Consider the following 17371-nt stretch of genomic DNA (forward strand, 5'->3'; position numbering starts at 1 on the left):
ACGTGGGGGAAGTTCGGTGAGCCGTGCGTGTAGGTCTAGACCAAGTTCGAGATTATGGGCGGTTGTTGAACATGTCCATACCAATCACGGGGCTGTTTCACCCCGGCCGGCGCAGAACGCCACCGTCAGGTCCTTCACCAGCGCCTTGCGCTCGTAGTCGTCGAGTTCCACCAGGCCCCGCACGGTCAGCCGGGTCACCGTGTCCTCCACCGAGTCCACGACCGAGGTGAGCACGCTCGCCCGGTGCTGGGCGTCCAGCGCGGCGATCCGGCGGCGGTGCATCGCGGCGGCGACCTCGGGGGCGTACTCCACGCGCACCGGCTGCACGGAGAACACCTCCAGGCCGACCGGGGCCGCGTCCGCCGCCACCAGTCGCGTCAGCGCCTCGCCCGCCGCGTCCCCGGCTCCCCGCGGCCCGCCCGGCATCTCCACCGGCACCCGGGCCAGTCCCGCCTCGACGCACTCGCGCAGATACGCCTCGTGGTCCTCGACGCCCAGCATGGCCCGGGCGGTGTCCCGCACCCGCCACACCACCAGGACGACCACCCGCAGCGCGACCCCGCTCCCGTCGGCCGCGGGCACGGGTTCGCTGCGCCAGTGCCGCAGCCGCACGTCCACCCGGCGGCGCAGCAGCAGCGGATTCACCCACAGCAGGCCGGAACGCCGGACGGTCCCGCGGTAGCGGCCGAACAGGTCCAGCACCCAGGCCCGCCCGGTGCGGCCCCGGGCGAGCCCCCCGAGCCCGAACAGCCCGAGCGCCCCGGCCCCGGCGTACGCCGCCCACTGCGCGAGCCCGAGCCCGGCCCCGGCGTACCCGGGCAGCCGCAGCGCCTGCCCCACGAGCGGCGGGAGCACCCCTGCCCACCAGGAGGTCGCCACGCACCCGGCGGCGCCACAGGCTCCGGCCAGTACGCCCACCGCGCCGGGCAGCACCCGCGCGGGCCGTTCCGCCAGGTCGGGATCGACCTGCGGCACCGGGCGTTTCGGGGCGACGACCGCCGGGCGTCGCAGGCGGGGTTGCTCCCCCGTGCCCTGCCTTCGGCCGACGACCGCCGGCTTCAGCGGCACCGGCGCCGGTTCGGGGTCGTCGCGGAACAGCAGGTGGACGGGGATCTCGGTGGTGGCCTCGTTCTGGATGAGCCGGGCGGGCCGGAACGGTCCGTCGGCCGGTCCGTCGGGCTCGGACGGGTGGGAAGTGGTCGTACTCATGCGTGCCTCCAGCCTCCGCGCCAGATGCGTCACAACAGTGGTCGGTGAGGGACCGCCCGGAAGGGCCGAGGGCGGACCGAGGGGCCTACGAGAAGAGGCGGCGCCAGGTCTCCGGCCCCGGGTAGCCGTCGGCCGCGCCGCCCCGCCAGCCCTGGGTGCGCTGGAAGGCCTCGACGGCCCGCCGGTCCGCCTCGCTCCAGATCGGCCCCGGCCCGACCCGGTAGAACCTGCCGAACCCCTTCCGTACGAGCTGCTCGCCGAGCTGGGTGACGTAGGTGTTGTTCGCGCCGGGGCGGAACATCGCCCGCCCCGGGTAACCGGGGACGCCGTGGGAGGCGGGCGGCGGGCCGACCGCCCCGTCCTTCACGTCCTTGCCCTTGCCGGTGACCAGCAGCTCCCAGGTGTGCGGGCCGGGCAGGCCGTCGGCCTCCGCGCCGGTCCAGCCCTGCGCCGTCTGGAACGCCCGGGTCGCCCGCCGGTCGGCGTCGGTCCAGCGCGGCCCGGGGCCCGACGCGTAGGAGCCGCCGGCCCCGCGCGCGACGAGCATGCGGCCGAGCTGCGTGACGTACTTGTTGTTCGCGCCGGGGCCGAAATACGCCGCTCCCGGGTACGGCGTGGCGGCCGGGGCGCCCGGCTGGCCGCCGTCCTTGCCGGGGACCGGCTCCTCCAGGGTGACGCCCTTGTAGCGGTAGGGCACGTACCGGTCGGAGTTGTTCCAGTAGGCGTACGGGGTCGACTGCCGGCGGGTGTGCGGGCGGGTCTGCTCATAAGCGGTGTAGGAGGTGTGCGAGGCGTCCGTCCAGCCGCCGAAAAGGGTGACGTGCGAGCCTTGCTCGGGGTCGGACGCATTGTGGAACAGCAGAATGTCGCCCGGCTGGAGTTCCTCCTTGGAAATCTTCTGCCCGTACTGCGCGAGGCTGCCCGTCCATTCGTTTCCGGGCAGCTTCCAGGCCATCGAGACATAGCCGGAGCAGTCCTGCCGGTAACCGTCGGACCAATAGGCACTCATGCTGTAGGGCACTTTCGCGGCGACCCAGGTCTTGGCCCGGTTGATGATCTCCGTGCGGGTGATGGCGGTGGGTTTGGGGGCGACCGGGGGCTTGGCCGGACGGCCTCCGGGGCCGTGCAGCGGGGCCGTGGCGCCCTGAGGCGTGTCGGGCTCGTCACCTGCGGGGATGCCCGGTCGGTGGGGTGCGTGCGGGGCGGCCGCGGCCGGGACGGCATGGCCCGCGCCGAGTGCGGCCGAGGCGACGGCGGCCAGGGCGAGAGCCCGGTGCGCGGCCGGATGGGCTCCGGCGCGGCCCGCCCAGGAATGCGGCAGGGCGCGGCGCCAGTGGACGCAGCCGGGGCAGTCGCAGTCGCTCGCGGGGTCGATTTCCTCGAATACCGGAGACTCCATGCGATACCCCTCACACTTCCGGCGGAAAATGCGGCGCCCGTGCACCGGAGGGCGCGCGTCGTCAGTTTCGCAACTGTCTTCCGCACGCGCATGCTGACGGTCCGAATGATGTACACGGCCGCCCTGTGGGGCCCCCTCCCGGGCCCGGGCAGGTGGTCCGGAGCACCTTCGGACGTCCTGTAGAGTTACGACGTCAGCAGGCGCCGCTAGCTCAGTTGGTTAGAGCAGCTGACTCTTAATCAGCGGGTCCGGGGTTCGAGTCCCTGGCGGCGCACTGTGCCGGTGGCGGCTTGTGTTCGCGGACAACGCGAACGCAAGCCGCCATCGTCGTTTCCGCTCGGCTCCGCCGCGCGCCGTGGGGGCTCCGCCACCCACACCCCCGCCCTTCGGCATCACCCCGACCGGGAACAGAGGCCCGGCCGAACCTCTCCCTGGCCGGAACCCGGCCCACCGCGCGATTGGCCGGATACCCTCTCGCCATGGCAGCGCGTGACCTACAGGAGCGGATCAAGAAGCTCATCATCGACCGCCGGCTGGCCTCCGGGGCCCCGCTGCCGACCGAGCCCGAGCTGATGGAGTACCTCGGCGCGAGCCGGAACTCGGTGCGGGAGGCGCTGAAGGCGCTCCAGGCGATGGGCATCGTGGAGATCCGGCACGGCTTCGGCACCTACGTCGGCCCGATGTCCCTGGCCCCGATGATCGAGGGCCTCGCCTTTCGCACGGTCGCCGGGCACTACCGGGGCGAGGACTCCCTGCTCCAGCTGCTGGAGCTGAGGGAGGCGGTGGAGACGGGGCTCGCGTCCCGGCTCGCCGGCCGGATACCGGAAGCGGACCTCGTTGAACTGGACGCGCTCGTCGACCGTATGGAAGAGCAGGCCGCACGGGGAGCCGGGCTCGCCGAGACCGACCGGGCCTTCCACGCCACCCTCTACCGGGGGCTGGACAACGTGCTGCTGTGCGAGGTCCTGGAGGCGTTCTGGGACGCCTTCCACCGGGTCCGCACGGACCTCGGGGGCGAGCCGCAGGACCCGAAGGTGACCTGCCGGCAGCACCGGGAGATCCTCGACGCGGTGCGGTCCGGGGACTCGATGCGAGCGGAGGAGGCCATAAGAGAGCACTTCGGCAACATCCGCGCCCGCCTGTCCACAACGGCTCCACAGGGTCCCCACACCCACCACAATGAACGCGTTTGACCGGTAATCACCGTGTTCGCACCTTGCGATCATGATGAACGCCGTAGAACCCTGGTCTTCTGGTTGCACAAGGTGCCGCGCGTTCGCGGCAGTTGGGGGGATCCGGAACCGGTTGCGGCGTGGGCGGGGGGTAGGGGCCCCGATCATGAACCGATGCCAAGGGGGGCATCATGCAACCGGAAGGTCGCGTTGCCGTGTCTATAGGGTGTGGATGACGTGGTGACTGCGATCCACCACTGATACGTCTGTGAAGGTCGAGGGGGACCTGGAGCAGACGGTAAGAAGCTACGAAACACGCGGTTGTCCGCGTGTGGGGGGATGACTCATGACGTCGAGGCCCACGGGTGCCCGGCAGGACCACGACCCGTCCCAGACCACCCAGCTCAGGGTGCCGTCGCACCGGATGAGCACCACGGGGACGTTCCGACGGATCAAGAAGACGCTGCCGAGATACGACTACGAGCACTACAGCCGGCTCGCGGGTCCCCTCACCCAGCCGGATCCGCACAAGCCGTACAAGGTGCAGTACCGCTCGCTCATCTCGCAGGAACCGCACCGCATCCGCGTCGCCCTGATGCTGGCCGCCGCCCCGGTGCTGTCCCTGGTGCTGCTGTTCTGGCTGCTCCAGCCCGAGCACTGGACCGAGCGCGACTACCCCGCCTTCGACTGGCTGCCCGCGCTCGACATGGTCATGCTCGTCTCGATCGGCCTGATCGAGTTCTTCCGCTGCATGAACGTGCTGTCCAACGCGCACGCCACGCTGGTGGCCCGCGACCCGATCCCGGTGGTGCCCGAGACCGGCACCAGAGTGGCCTTCCTCACCTCCTTCGTGCCCGGCAAGGAGCCGCTGGAGATGGTGACGAAGACCCTGGAGGCGGCCGTCAGGATCCGTCACCGGGGCCTGATGCATGTGTGGCTGCTCGACGAGGGCGACGACCCCGACGTGAAGGCGGTCTGCGAGCGCCTCGGCGTGCACCACTTCTCCCGCAAGGGCGTCGCGAAGTGGAACCAGGCCAAGGGCCCGCACCGCGCCAAGACCAAGCACGGCAACTACAACGCCTGGCTCGAGGCGCACGGTGACACCTACGACTTCTTCGCCTCGGTCGACACCGACCACGTGCCGCTGCCCAACTACCTGGAGCGGATGCTCGGCTTCTTCCGCGACCCGGACGTCGGCTTCGTCATCGGCCCGCAGGTCTACGGCAACTACGACAACCCCATCACCAAGGCCGCCGAGTCGCAGCAGTTCCTCTTCCACGCGCTGATCCAGCGCGCCGGTAACCGCTACGGCTCCCCGATGTTCGTCGGCACCTCCAACGCCGTGCGCATCAAGGCACTGAAGCAGATCGGCGGTCTGTACGACTCGATCACCGAGGACATGGCGACCGGCTTCGAGATGCACCGCCACAAGAACCCGGCGACGGGCAGGAAGTGGCGCTCGGTGTACACGCCGGACGTGCTCGCGGTCGGTGAGGGCCCGAGCGCCTGGACGGACTTCTTCACCCAGCAGATGCGCTGGTCGCGAGGCACGTACGAGACGATCATCGGGCAGTACTGGAAGGGCTGGTACTCGCTGCCGCCGAGCAAGCTCTTCAACTACACGATGATGATCATCTTCTACCCGATGTCGGCCCTCAACTGGATCCTGGCCGCGCTGAGCTGCTGCCTGTTCCTGGGCCTGGGTGCCTCGGGTGTGAACATCGACCCGGCGGTCTGGCTGATGCTCTACGGCAACGCCTCCGCCCTGCAGATCGGCCTGTACGTCTGGAACCGCCGGCACAACGTCTCGCCGCACGAGCCGGAGGGCTCCGGCGGTGTGGCCGGCATGGTGATGTCCGCGCTGTCGGCGCCGCTGTACGCCAAGGCGCTGTTCGACGCCGTGCTGCGGCGCAAGAGCAAGTTCGTGGTGACGCCCAAGGGCGACTCGGCGAGCCCGGACCGCTGGTTCGGCACGTTCCGCTACCACTGGTACTTCGTCGCGATCTTCGGCGGGTCGATCGCGGCCGGCTTCGCCTTCGGCCACTCCCACCCCGCGATGATCATCTGGGCGACGTTCGCGCTGCTGATCACCGCCTCGCCGGTGTTCGCCTGGCGCTGGCAGCTGCGGCAGGACGCGAAGAAGCCCGCCGCCTCTGCCGAGGACCGGCCGCAGGACCCTGCGGGAGCTCCCCGGACCCAGCCGCTGCCCATCCCGCAGCAGCCGACCGGGCACACCCCGCAGCAGAAGCCCACTTGGGCCGCGACCCCGGGCGCACACGGGGAGGTCGGGGGATCCGACCAGACCATGCAGATCGCCCTTGGTGGACTTGGGGGACGTAAGGAATGAACGACCGTGCAGGCCGCCGCCGGGCCCGTCGACTCGCGATCGGCACGGCGGTGGTACTCGCGCTGGCCGGGATGAACGGGCCGTGGCTCTACCGCTTCAGCACCGAGAAATACCACCAGTACAAGATCAACAAGCCGGAGTACAAGGCCGCCAACGGCAAGTGGGAGATCGTCGATTTCCCCGAGGAGTACCGGCAGAACACCATCCACGCGGCGCTGCTGCGCACCGGCAAGGTGCTGCTCGTCGCGGGGTCGGGCAACAACCAGGACAACTTCGACGCGAAGAAGTTCGACACCCGGATCTGGGACCCGCTCAAGGGCACCATCAAGAAGGTCCCCACACCGGCCGACCTGTTCTGCACCGGCCACACCCAGCTCGCCAACGGCAATCTGCTGATCGCGGGCGGCACCAAGCGCTACGAGAAGCTCCAGGGTGACGTCAAGAAGGCCGGCGGCCTGATGATCGTCCACAACGAGAACCCGGACGCGCCGATCACCCTGCCCGCGGGCACCACGTTCACCGGCAAGAAGAACGGCAAGACCTTCGTCTCCAAGGACCCGGTGCTCGTGCCGCGCGCCAAGAAGGTCTTCGACAAGGCGACCGGCAGGTTCCTGCGCAACGACCCCGGTCTCGGCCGGATCTACGTCGAGGCGCAGAAGCGGGGCAAGAGGTACGAGACGGGCACGCAGGACAACTACCGCGTGCACGGCCTGAAGGGTGCCGCTGCCAAGAACACCTACGGCATCGCGCAGAAGCTCGCCCTCGACAAGAAGGACTTCCAGGGCATCCGGGACGCCTTCGAGTTCGACCCGATAGCCGAGAAGTACATCAAGGTCGACCCGATGAAGGAGGCCCGCTGGTACCCGACGCTCACCACCCTGAGCGACGGGAAGATCCTCAGCGTCTCCGGCCTCGACGACATCGGCCAGTTGGTCCCCGGCAAGAACGAGGTGTTCGACCCGAAGACCAAGAAGTGGGCCTACACCGGCAAGGTCCGGCAGTTCCCGACCTACCCGGCGCTGTTCCTCATGCAGAACGGCAAGATCTTCTACTCGGGGTCCAACGCGGGCTACGGGCCGGACAACGTGGGCCGTGAGCCGGGCGTGTGGGACGTCGACACCAACAAGTTCTCGAAGATACCGGGCCTGAGCGACCCCACACTGATGGAGACGTCCGGCACGGTGCTGCTGCCTCCGGCGCAGGACGAGAAGTACATGGTGGTCGGCGGCGGCGGTGTCGGCGAGTCCGAGAAGTCCAGCGAGAAGACCCGGATCGTCGACCTGAAGAAGGCGGACCCGCGCTTCGTGGACGGCCCGTCCCTGGACAAGGGGACGCGCTACCCGAGCGCCTCGGTCCTGCCCGACGACAACGTGCTGATCTCGGGCGGTTCGGAGGACTACCGCGGCCGCGGCGACTCCAACATCCTCGAGGCGCGGCTCTACGACACGGAGAAGAACGAGCTCAAGCGCGTCGCCGACCCGCTCGTGGGCCGCAACTACCACTCCGGTTCGATCCTGCTGCCCGACGGCCGCGTGATGTTCTTCGGCTCCGACTCGCTCTACGCCGACAAGGCCAACACCAAGCCGGGCGAGTTCGAGCAGCGCATCGAGATCTACACGCCGCCCTACCTCTACGGCGACGGGGACCGGCCCTCACTGTCGGGCGGGCCGCAGACCATCGAGCGCGGCGGCACGGGGACGTTCACCTCCTCGGACGCCTCCCGGGTCAAGAAGGTCCGGCTGATCAGGCCGAGCGCCGCCACGCATGTCACGGACGTGGACCAGCGGTCGATCGCCCTGGACTTCAAGGCCTCGGGCGACAAGCTGACGGTGACCGTGCCGGAGAACCGGAACCTGGTCCAGGCGGGCTGGTACATGATGTTCGTGACGGACGCCGACGGGACCCCGAGCAAGGCGCAGTGGGTCAAGGTGCCGTAGAAGCAGGCGTGCCGTAGAAGCAGGCACGTAAGAAGACGACCAGGGGCGCTCTCCGTGAGGTGAGCGCCCCTTTCGTATGTGCCGCCGGTCCGTCAGCCGGTGGCCTTCGCCAGCTTCAGGGCGTAGTCCCCCCACCACTGGCCCGCCTTCGGTCCGCCCTTGCACTCGCCGTCCGACTCGCCCGGGCGCTTCACCCACAGATAGGCGTCGACCAGCGGGTCCGCCGTCTTCGTCGTCGGGGTCTCGCCCAGGGAGCGGCCGGGCGGGTTGCACCAGCGCTCGTCGGGGTCACCGGCGCCGTAGGGGCCCTTGCCGTTGCGGCTGGTGTCGATGACGAAGTGCTTGCCGCCGACCTTGGCGGAGAGCTGCTTGCCGTAGGCGATGGAGTCCTTGGTGGAGTAGAAGTTGGAGACGTTCACCGAGAAGCCGTCGGCCTGTGCGATGCCCGCGCGGTTCAGGGACTCGAAGATCTGGTCGGGGTGCTGCCAGCCGGCGTTGCCCGCGTCCAGGTAGACCTTCGTGTTCTTCAGGGACGTCAGCTTGGCGACGGCGCCCTTGAGGAGGTCGTAGCGCTCCTCGTGGAACTGCTCCGGGGTGCAGCCGTCGACCAGGTGCAGCAGGGCGTCCGGCTCCAGGACGACCGTGGCGGCCCGGTCACCGATGCCCGCGGCGACGCCGTCGAGCCACTCGCGGTAGGCGTTGCCGTCGGCGGCTCCGCCCTGCGAGTACTGGCCGCAGTCGCGGTGCGGGATGTTGTAGAGGACGAACAGGGCCGTACGGCCGGCCTTGTCGGCGGCCTCGGTGAAGCCCTGTGTCTGCTCCTGCGGATTGTCCGGGCCGACCCATTCGGCGACCGGCTGCTCGGCGATCTTGCGGATCTGCTCGGCGTCCCGCTTCTTGCCGGACTTCTCCAGGGCTGCGACCTGTCGCGCCGCGGTCCCGTCCGGATTGACCCAGAACGGGGCCTTTTCCTTGGGCTGTTGGGTGATCCCGGCGCCCGCGTCGGCGCCCTTGTCCGATCCGTCTCCTCCGTCGGAGGAGGAACACCCCGTCACCAGCAGTGCCGCCCCCAGCACCACTGCGGACATCCGCCTCCCGGCGAACACCCCCGCCCCCCTGCTGCCGTACATCCAACTCCCCCTTGGGTGCAGCGTTCCAAGTCTCAATCCTGACATACGTCCCGCGACGCCATACGGCGAATCCCACCTGCGCGGATGACGCAGCGCCACCGTACCGGGACTTGGCGTCATCCAACCTCTGGGCGGGGGTGGCCTTTGGTTCTAGGTCTTCTCAGCACCTGCCCGGCCTTCGGCCGGAGAATCACCCACCGTGACTTTCGTGGGGGGTTGGGCGGCGGCGCCGGGCCGCACCACCCTCGGGTCTCAGAGGCCGGTTCCCGTCAGGTACGCCGAGACGACCACGTTCGCCGTGTAGCTGCGGGTCGTGCGGTCGAAGCTGCCGCCGCAGGTGACCAGCCGCAGTTCGGCCCGCCCCGACTCGCGGGGCCCGTACGCCTGCTGGGCGTCGAAGCGGTCGCGGGTGAGGACCTGCACGGACTCGACGGTGAACTCGGCGACCTTGGCGTCGTTCCGGATCACCCGGATCGTCTGGCCCGGCCGCATGGCGCTGACCTTGTAGAACACGGCGGGCCGGGTGTCGGTGTCGACATGACCGACCATCAGCGCGGTCCCGGGCGCGCCGGGCGCGACCCCGCCGGAGTACCAGCCGACCACGTCCGGCTGGTCGTACGGCGGCGGGTCGGGCGCCCCGCGTGCGTCGAGCCCGCGTGCCACCACCGGGGCCTGGACGCCGAGCCCGGGGATGTCGACGCGCTGCGGCAGCGCGTCGCCCAGCGGTCGGTGCTCGGGCGGCAGCTTGATGTCCGGGGGCCGTCCGGCCGCCGCCATGTCGCCCGTGGCGGGGGCCGCGATGCCGTGCCGCATCTCGGTGACCTCGCGGCCCCACAGCCACAGTCCGAGCAGCAGCACGACCCAGGCCATGCCGGTCAGCAGCCGGCCGGTGCCCGAGAAGCGTCTCTGTACGTGATCGTGATCGTGCATGGTCAGTCCGTTCCACGGCCCCGGCGCAGACCGCGCGACGCGACGACCACCGCGGCCACGCCGGCGAGCAGCAGCCCCGTCACCCCCTGCGCCGTACCGGGACCGGCGCCACGCTCCTCGGCGGCGACGAGCTCGGCGGCACCGCCACCGCCCGCCTGGACGGGGGCGACGGGTGAGGCCGGGGCGCCGGGCCGGTGCGAGAGGGAGGCGTCGTCGTCGGCGCCGGGAGCGGACGGTTCCCCGTCGACCCCGGGCGCGGACGGCTGACCGCCGCCGTCGGGTGCGGACAGCTGACCGCCGCCGTCGGGTGCGGGCAGTCGGCCGCTTTCGCCGGCGGCGCCGGGTGCTGGCAGTCGCCCGGACTGCGGCTGTGGGGCCGCACCGGGTGCGGGCAGGTGGCCGTCCGTCCCCTGGGCGGGTGGCTGACCACCGGCCCCGGGAACCGGCAGCGGTGCGGCCTCGTGCACGGGAAGCGGTACGGCCTCATGCGCGGACGGCTGCCCGGACTCGGGCCCTCGCGCCGTGCCGTCCCGGACGGTGAGCGTGCCGGTCTGTCGCGTGGCACCGCAGGTGACCCGCACGGCGTACGAACCCGCCTCGGCCGTGGAGCGGACGCGGCTCTCGCCGGTGAGTTCGCCTGCGCCGGTGACGGTGAGCCGGGCGTCCGCGACGAACGCCGTCGAGGCGGCGACGGCCGTCCGCTGCGCGCAGCCGGTGACGCGGAGTGTGATGTCACTGCCGGGGGCGGGGGCCGCCGGGGTCGCCGAGACGCTCCCCGCGTCCGCCGCGTCCGCCGCGTACGCCGCCGGGGCGAGGGCGACGGCAGCCAGGACGCCGGTACAGACAGTGACTCTCAGGGAACCCATCGTGAACCTCCAGATACCTGGAGCCTCTCCCGCGCGGTGGGCCGCCGCATCCTCAGGGAAACGGCGGCTGCTCCGGACGGGTGACGACGGGTTTGGCGGGCGGTTCGGCGGGGGGCGGCGGCGAGGGACGACGGGTTCGGCGGGGCGTCGGCGGCGGGGGGCGACGGCGGGCCCTGGCCCTCGCCTGCCGCCCGCCCGGGGTTCAGACCCGGTCGACGAGGTCCGCGATCGAGTCCACGATCTGTGACGGCCGGTACGGGAAGTCCTCGACCTGTTCGGGCCGGGTCAGGCCGGTGAGCACCAGGAACGTCTGCATCCCGGCCTCCATGCCGGCCAGCACGTCGGTGTCCATGCGGTCGCCGATCATCGCGCTGGTCTCGGAGTGCGCCCCGATGGCGTTCAGCCCGGTCCGCATCATCAGCGGGTTCGGCTTGCCCGCGAAGTACGGCTTCTTGCCGGTCGCCTGGGTGATCAGCGCGGCCACCGCGCCGGTCGCGGGCAGCGGGCCCTCGGTGGAGGGGCCCGTCTCGTCGGGGTTGGTGCAGATGAACCGGGCGCCGCCGAGGATGAGCCGCACCGCCTTCGTCATGGCCTCGAAGGAGTACGTGCGGGTCTCGCCGAGGACGACGTAGTCCGGCTCGTGGTCGGTCAGGATGTAGCCGATGTCGTGCAGCGCGGTGGTCAGCCCGGCCTCGCCGATGACGTACGCCGAGCCGCCCGGCCGCTGGTCGTCCAGGAACTGGGCGGTGGCCAGGGCCGAGGTCCAGATGGACTCGATCGGCACCTCCAGGCCCATGCGGCGCAGCCGGGCGTGCAGGTCGCGCGGGGTGTACATCGAGTTGTTGGTGAGGACCAGGAAGGGCTTCCCGGACTCGCGCAGCTTCTTCAGGAAGGCGTCGGCGCCGGGGATCGGCACGCCCTCGTGGATGAGCACACCGTCCATGTCGGTGAGCCACGACTCGATGGGCTTGCGGTCTGCCATGTGCGGGATCTCCTGCCGTACGCGGTCCTGCGTGCGACCCAGCCTAGACAGTGGCGGGATCTTGCGGAATGGCCCGTGTGCGGCGTCCCGACTGGCGGGACGTCCTGCTCAGCGGCGGCGGCGCGCGACGAGCAGCACCCCACCGCCGGTGAGCAGCAGGGCCGCGGCCGCCACGGCGACCTGGGTGCCGGTGCCGGTGCGGGCCAGTTCCTCCGCGAAGGGGAACCGGTCCTCGCGGGGCGGGACGGAGGCGCTGGAGTCGGGGCGGGGTTCCGTCCCCGTGTCGGTGCCGGTGTCCGTGCCGGTATCGGTGTCGGTGTCGGTGTCCGTACCGGTGTCAGGGTCCGTGTCGGTGTCCGTACCGGTGTCAGGGTCCGTGCCGGTGTCGGTGTCCGCCTCACCGGCGTGGATCCCGAACCGGTAGTCGTTCGACTGCCCGACCCAGTCGCCGTCGTCGTCGTGCCGCTGCACCACCGCGGCGTTGGCCGTGACGTCGTTGGGCACGGCGTCCGAGGTGAGCGCGAGCCGCACCTTCACGGTGACGGTCTTGCCCGGCTCGACGGTGAACCCGGCGAACCGGTCCTCCTCGTCGGCGAACGCCCCGACGAGTTCGTCCTCGCCGGTCTTCTCGAACCGCACGGGGTGGGCCCGCTCGCCCTCGAAGAACTCGAGGCGCGGCTGGGAGGGTTCCAGGGCCCGCTTGTCGTCGATGAGCACGACGACGGGGTGGATCTCGGTGCAGGTCCGGTCGGTGGTGTTGGTCAGGTCGACGTACCAGGTCCCGAACCCGCCCCCGGCCGTGTAGGTGTCCGGCCCGCCGTGGATGCGGGTGGTGAGCGGGAAGGTGTGGTCGTCGGGCGCGGCACAGGAGGGCGCGGGAGCGTCCGCGTGCGCCGGGACAGCACCGGGGAGCAGGGCGGCGGCCGCCGCTGCCGCCGCCAGGCAGAGATGAGCGGGCGTACAGAGTCGCATGATGATGTGACATTCCGGGTGGCAGGCGTCGCGAGACGCTTCCGACGCGAACGGGCCCCGAACGGCGGCGGGGATCCGCCCGGTCGGCGGACGGGGCCCGGCAGCGGCCCAGCCGTCAGCGGCACCCCAGGGCCTTCGCGCGTGTATGGGCCCAGCCCGCGAGGACGAGACCGGCCACGGTGAGGACGCGTGGGACACCGGCAGCGGAACGAGACCACCGGGCAGCCCGCCGCCCGAGCACGAGCAGAGCGGCTTCTACCGCCCCGCCCCGCCCCGATGCGGCCATCACCCCCCACACACCACCCGATCCGCCCCACCGCCCCGCACCTCACCCACCCCCACGCCCGAACACCGGCCCGAGCACCAGCTGCGCCGCACCCACCGCCACGGCCCCGTCCCCGCCGGGCGCTACGCGCACCGGCACCGCGTCCTGGCCCGTTCGCCGGGACCGGGCCTCCAGTACCGCGCCGACCCCGGCCGTGAAGGCCTCCGGTGCCGCGGCCACCGTGCGGCCGCCGAGCAGGACGACGTCGATGTCGAGCAGGTCCACGAGGTTCGCCGCCCCGGCTCCCAGCACCCGGGCCGCTTCGGCCAGGTCGCCGCGTGCCACCGCGGCGAGACACAGGGCCTCGACGCAGCCCCGGTTCCCGCAGGTGCAGGGCGGGCCGTCGAGCTGGATGACCTGGTGGCCGAACTCCCCGGCCCCGTTCCTGGCCCCGCGGTGCACGCTGCCGCCGATGACCAGCCCGGCCCCCAGTCCCGTACCGAGGTGCAGATACGCGAAGGAGCCGCTCTCGCCCCCGGCGGCGAGTCCCAGGGCCGCCGCGTTGGTGTCCTTGTCGACGACGACCGGCACGCCGAGCCGCTCCGCCAGTGCCTTGCGCAGCGGGAAGCCGTCCCACTCGGGGAACCCGGTCACCCGGTGCAGCACGCCCCGGGCGTGGTCGAGCGGTCCGGGCAGCGCGACGCCGACCCCGAGCAGGGATGGATCGAGCCCGGCCAGTCCCGGTCGCGAGCCCTCGGCAAGTCCGGCAACTCCCACCCGGGAGCCCCCGTCACACCCGGCCGATCCCAGCCGTGAGTCCCTGTCGAGCCCGGCCGACCCCGACCGCGCACTCCCATCGAGCTCGGCCTGCCCAGGCCGCAAGCCCCCCTCAAGCCCAGCGGACCCCGGCCGCCCGCCCCCATCGAGTCCGGCCGACCCCGACCGCAAGCCCTCACCAAGCCCACCCGGCAACACCCCCGCCACCGTCTCCCCCACCGCTCCCAGCACGGCCTCCGCCCCCGCCCCCAGATCCAGCGCGGCCCGGCGCTCCCCCACCAGGGTCCCCCGCAGATCGACGAGCACGACCCGTACCTCGTCCCGGTCCAGATGGACCCCGACCGCGTGCCCGGCCTCCGGCACCAGCCGCAGCACCGTGCGCGGCTTGCCCCCGGTGGACGCCCTGCGCCCGGCCTCCGCCACGAGCCCGTCCTCCCGCAAACGGGCCGTGATCTTGCTGACGGCCTGCGGCGTGAGCCCGGTCCGCTCGGCGAGTTCGAGGCGGCTGATGCCCTCGTCCCCGGCCGTCCGCAGCAGGTCGAGCACCAGCGCGGCGTTGTGGCTGCGCAGGGCGAGCAGATTGACCCCGCCGCCCCCGACCCCGAGCCCTGCCCCGGCCGCCCCGGCAGTCCCGGCCGTCCCGGCTGTCCCTGTGGTCCCAGTCGTCCCGGCCGTCCCGGTCGCCCCCGCGCTCCCCGTCCCGCGCATGTCGCCCACTCCGCCCGTACGGTCGTCCGCCCTCTTCACACCCCCCATTGTCCCCGGCGCTTGCACTTTGGCAACAGCGTTGCGAAAGTGGGTGGCATGACTGGCACACCCCTCGGCACAGCCTCCGGCTCGCCCCTCCGCGTCGGCCTCGTCGGCTACGGCCTCGCCGGCTCCGTCTTCCACGCCCCGCTGATCGCCGCCACGGAGGGCCTCGCCCTCGACACGGTGGTCACCTCGAACCCGGAACGGCAGCAGCAGGCCCGTGCCGAGTTCCCGGACGTCCGACTCGCCGCCACACCGGACGAGCTGTTCGAGCGGGCCGCCGAGCTGGACCTGATCGTCGTGGCGTCCCCGAACAAGACGCACGTGCCGCTCGCGAGGACCGCGCTGGAGGCCGGCCTGCCGGTCGTCGTCGACAAGCCCGTCGCGGGCACGGCGGCCGAGGCCCGCGAGCTCGCCGCCCTCGCCGAGGAGCGCGAACTGCTCCTCTCCGTCTTCCAGAACCGCCGCTGGGACAACGACTTCCTCACCCTGCGCAAGCTGCTGAACGAGGGCGAGTTGGGCGACGTGTGGCGGTTCGAGTCCCGCTTCGAGCGGTGGCGTCCGAAGCCGAAGGGCGGCTGGCGGGAGTCCGGCGACCCCGCAGAGATCGGAGGTCTGCTCTACGACCTCGGCAGCCATGTCGTCGACCAGGCCCTGGTCCTGTTCGGCCCGGCGGCCTCCGTGTACGCGGAGACGGACATCCGCCGCCCGGGCGCCGAGACGGACGACGACACGTTCATCGCGATCACGCACACCGGCGGCGTCCGCTCCCACCTCTACGTCTCCGCGACGACCGCCCAGCTCGGCCCCCGCTTCCGGGTCCTGGGCTCGACCGCCGGTTACGTCAAGTACGGCCTCGACCCGCAGGAGGCGGCGCTCCGGGACGGCCTGCGCCCCGGCCCCGACTGGGGTGCGGAGCCCGAGTCGCTGTGGGGCCGCGTGGGCTCCGGCGAGTCCCCGGTGACCGGCGGCGGACGAGCCGAACCCACCCTCCCCGGCGACTACCCCGCTTACTATGCGGCCGTGGCGAAGGCCCTGCTGGAGGGCGCCCCGAACCCGGTGACCGCACGGGAGGCGGCCGCCGCCCTGGACGTACTGGAGGCCGCCCGTCGTTCGGCCCGCGAGAAGGTGACGGTGACCCTGTGACCCACAAGAGCAACCCCTCGCACAGCCAGGGGCTCACCCCGAAGTTCCACCCGGAGCTCACCCCGAGCCTGGAGGAGCTGGAGAAGCAGGAACGCCTGCTGGTGTTCCGGCAGTTCACGTACGACGACGCCTGGGCCCTCGGCTCGCTCCTGGTCGAGCTGGCCCGGGAGCGGCAGGCCCCGGTCGCCATCGACATCCACCGCACCGGCCAGCAGCTCTTCCACGCGGCGCTGCCCGGCTCCACCCCGGACAACGACGCCTGGATCGCCCGCAAGCGCCGGGTGGTCGAGCGCTACGGCTCCGCCTCCTACCTGGTCGGCGCCCGTTTCCGCGCCAAGGGCAGCACCTTCGAGGAGTCCTCGCGCCTCGACCCCGACACCTACGCGGCCCACGGCGGCTCCTTCCCGATCACCGTCGAGGGCGTGGGCGTGATCGGCGCGGTGACGGTGTCGGGGCTGCCGCAGCTCCAGGACCACCGGCTCGTGGTCGAGGCGCTGGAGCGCTTCCAGGACCTCCAGGTCCCGCACCCGGAATGACCGGAGGCTCCCTCCGGTTGGCACCTGCGTACGCGTGATCAAGCACGGCGCCCCAACCGGAGGGATCCCCACCGATGACCACCCCCCTGAAGGAGACCGTCGGCCGGTACGGCATCTGGAGCGTAGGCCTGCGCTCGGAGGACCCGGACCGGCGCGGCGAACTCACCGAGGCCGCCGCCGAACTGGAGGAACTCGGCTACGGCGCCGTCTGGCTGGGCGGCAACAGCTCCGCCGCCAACGCCGCCCCGCTGATCGAGGCGACCTCGAAGCTCACGGTCGGCACCAGCATCCAGAGCATCTGGCAGCACGAACCGGACGCCGCCGCCACGGCCTTCGCGGAGCTGGAGTCGGCCCACCCCGGCCGGTTCCTGCTGGGCCTCGGGGTGAGCCACGCCAAGCGGGTGGAGCAGTACGCCCGCCCCTACTCGGCCCTGGTCGAGCACCTCGACGGACTGGACGCCGCCGGAGTGCCGGCCGACCGGCGCCTCCTGGCCGCCCTGGGCCCGAAGTCGCTCCGGCTGGCCAGCGACCGGGCGGCGGGCTCGATCCCCTACCTGGTCACCCCGGAGCACACGGCGCACGCCCGCGAGATCCTGGGCGAGGCCCCGCTGCTCGCCCCGGAGCTGGGCGTCGTCCCGGAGACGGACCCCGGCCGCGCCCGCGCCCTCGCCCGCGAGTTCCTGGGGATCTACCTCCCCTTGCCGAACTACACCAACAATTTCCTCCGGCACGGCTTCACCGAGGACGACCTGTCGGACGGCGGCAGCGACCGCCTGGTCGACGCCCTGTTCGCCTGGGGCGACGACGCGGCGATCCGCACGAAGATCGACGCGTTCTTCGAGGCGGGCGCGGACCACGTGGCCCTCCAGGTCCTGACCGGCGAGCCCCGCGACGCCCTCCCGAGGAAGGCGTGGCGCGACCTGGCTTCCGCACTGGCGTGAGGTGAGCGCCTT

At 71.8% G+C, this 17371-nt stretch carries 14 protein-coding genes and 1 tRNA gene; 7 read left to right on the plus strand and 8 right to left on the minus strand.

Annotation, left to right across the window (positions count from 1 at the left end; all coding sequences use genetic code 11):
* Positions 1-84: 84 nt before the first annotated feature.
* Both QOL88_RS14585 and QOL88_RS14590 read right to left on the minus strand, forming a co-directional pair.
* Complete coding sequence (locus tag QOL88_RS14585) at positions 85-1209, minus strand: SPFH domain-containing protein (protein WP_097216852.1); 1125 nt, start codon at positions 1207-1209, stop codon at positions 85-87.
* 85 nt (positions 1210-1294) lie between these two features.
* Positions 1295-2608 (minus strand): peptidoglycan-binding protein, encoded by a 1314-nt coding sequence (locus tag QOL88_RS14590; protein ID WP_097216853.1) that lies wholly within the window; start codon positions 2606-2608, stop codon positions 1295-1297.
* 200 nt (positions 2609-2808) lie between these two features.
* Here QOL88_RS14590 and QOL88_RS14595 point away from each other — a divergent pair.
* The 4 genes from QOL88_RS14595 to glxA all read left to right on the plus strand — a co-directional run bounded on the left by QOL88_RS14595 (position 2809) and on the right by glxA (position 8064).
* A tRNA-Lys gene (locus QOL88_RS14595) sits at positions 2809-2882 on the plus strand.
* A 205-nt stretch (positions 2883-3087) separates the two neighbouring features.
* Positions 3088-3801, plus strand: coding sequence for a FadR/GntR family transcriptional regulator (locus QOL88_RS14600; protein WP_097216854.1), 714 nt, complete (start codon positions 3088-3090; stop codon positions 3799-3801).
* A gap of 325 nt (positions 3802-4126) precedes the next feature.
* Positions 4127-6127, plus strand: a complete 2001-nt coding sequence (locus QOL88_RS14605) for a glycosyltransferase family 2 protein (RefSeq protein ID WP_097216855.1) — start codon at positions 4127-4129, stop codon at positions 6125-6127.
* Positions 6124-8064, plus strand: a complete 1941-nt coding sequence (glxA, locus tag QOL88_RS14610; protein ID WP_097216856.1) for a radical copper oxidase GlxA — start codon at positions 6124-6126, stop codon at positions 8062-8064. The genes QOL88_RS14605 and glxA overlap by 4 nt, the downstream gene beginning before the upstream one ends.
* 92 nt (positions 8065-8156) lie before the next feature.
* Here the strand turns inward: glxA and QOL88_RS14615 are convergent, their stop codons facing one another.
* From QOL88_RS14615 to QOL88_RS14640, 6 genes are all read right to left on the minus strand, one after another.
* The gene (locus tag QOL88_RS14615; RefSeq protein WP_097216857.1) at positions 8157-9194 is read right to left on the minus strand and encodes a glycoside hydrolase family 6 protein; all 1038 of its coding nucleotides are present in this window, start codon (positions 9192-9194) and stop codon (positions 8157-8159) included.
* Between the two features lie 252 nt (positions 9195-9446).
* Positions 9447-10124 (minus strand): class F sortase, encoded by a 678-nt coding sequence (locus QOL88_RS14620; RefSeq protein WP_097216858.1) that lies wholly within the window; start codon positions 10122-10124, stop codon positions 9447-9449.
* Between the two features lie 2 nt (positions 10125-10126).
* Positions 10127-10990, minus strand: coding sequence for a hypothetical protein (locus QOL88_RS14625; RefSeq protein ID WP_097216859.1), 864 nt, complete (start codon positions 10988-10990; stop codon positions 10127-10129).
* A 202-nt stretch (positions 10991-11192) separates the two neighbouring features.
* Positions 11193-11972, minus strand: a complete 780-nt coding sequence (locus QOL88_RS14630; protein WP_097216860.1) for an HAD-IIA family hydrolase — start codon at positions 11970-11972, stop codon at positions 11193-11195.
* A gap of 108 nt (positions 11973-12080) precedes the next feature.
* On the minus strand, positions 12081-12944 hold the full coding sequence (locus QOL88_RS14635; RefSeq protein ID WP_097216861.1) for an LPXTG cell wall anchor domain-containing protein: 864 nt from the start codon (positions 12942-12944) through the stop codon (positions 12081-12083).
* Between the two features lie 328 nt (positions 12945-13272).
* The gene (locus tag QOL88_RS14640) at positions 13273-14733 is read right to left on the minus strand and encodes an ROK family transcriptional regulator (RefSeq protein ID WP_257027773.1); all 1461 of its coding nucleotides are present in this window, start codon (positions 14731-14733) and stop codon (positions 13273-13275) included.
* A gap of 57 nt (positions 14734-14790) precedes the next feature.
* Here QOL88_RS14640 and QOL88_RS14645 point away from each other — a divergent pair, with 57 nt between their 5' ends.
* The 3 genes from QOL88_RS14645 (at position 14791) to QOL88_RS14655 (ending at position 17359) form a co-directional block, all read left to right on the plus strand.
* Positions 14791-15882, plus strand: coding sequence for a Gfo/Idh/MocA family oxidoreductase (locus QOL88_RS14645; protein ID WP_097216862.1), 1092 nt, complete (start codon positions 14791-14793; stop codon positions 15880-15882).
* Entirely contained in the window at positions 15879-16418 is a 540-nt protein-coding gene (locus QOL88_RS14650) for a heme-degrading domain-containing protein (protein WP_097216863.1), read from the plus strand. The genes QOL88_RS14645 and QOL88_RS14650 overlap by 4 nt, the downstream gene beginning before the upstream one ends.
* Before the next feature lie 74 nt (positions 16419-16492).
* Positions 16493-17359 carry an LLM class F420-dependent oxidoreductase gene (locus tag QOL88_RS14655; protein WP_097216864.1) on the plus strand — a complete coding sequence of 289 codons (867 nt, stop codon included), beginning with the start codon at positions 16493-16495 and terminating at the stop codon, positions 17357-17359.
* Positions 17360-17371: the final 12 nt, after the last annotated feature.

Source organism: Streptomyces sp. Ag82_O1-12 (genome assembly GCF_900182715.1).
Taxonomy (GTDB): Bacteria; Actinomycetota; Actinomycetes; order Streptomycetales; family Streptomycetaceae; genus Streptomyces; species Streptomyces massasporeus.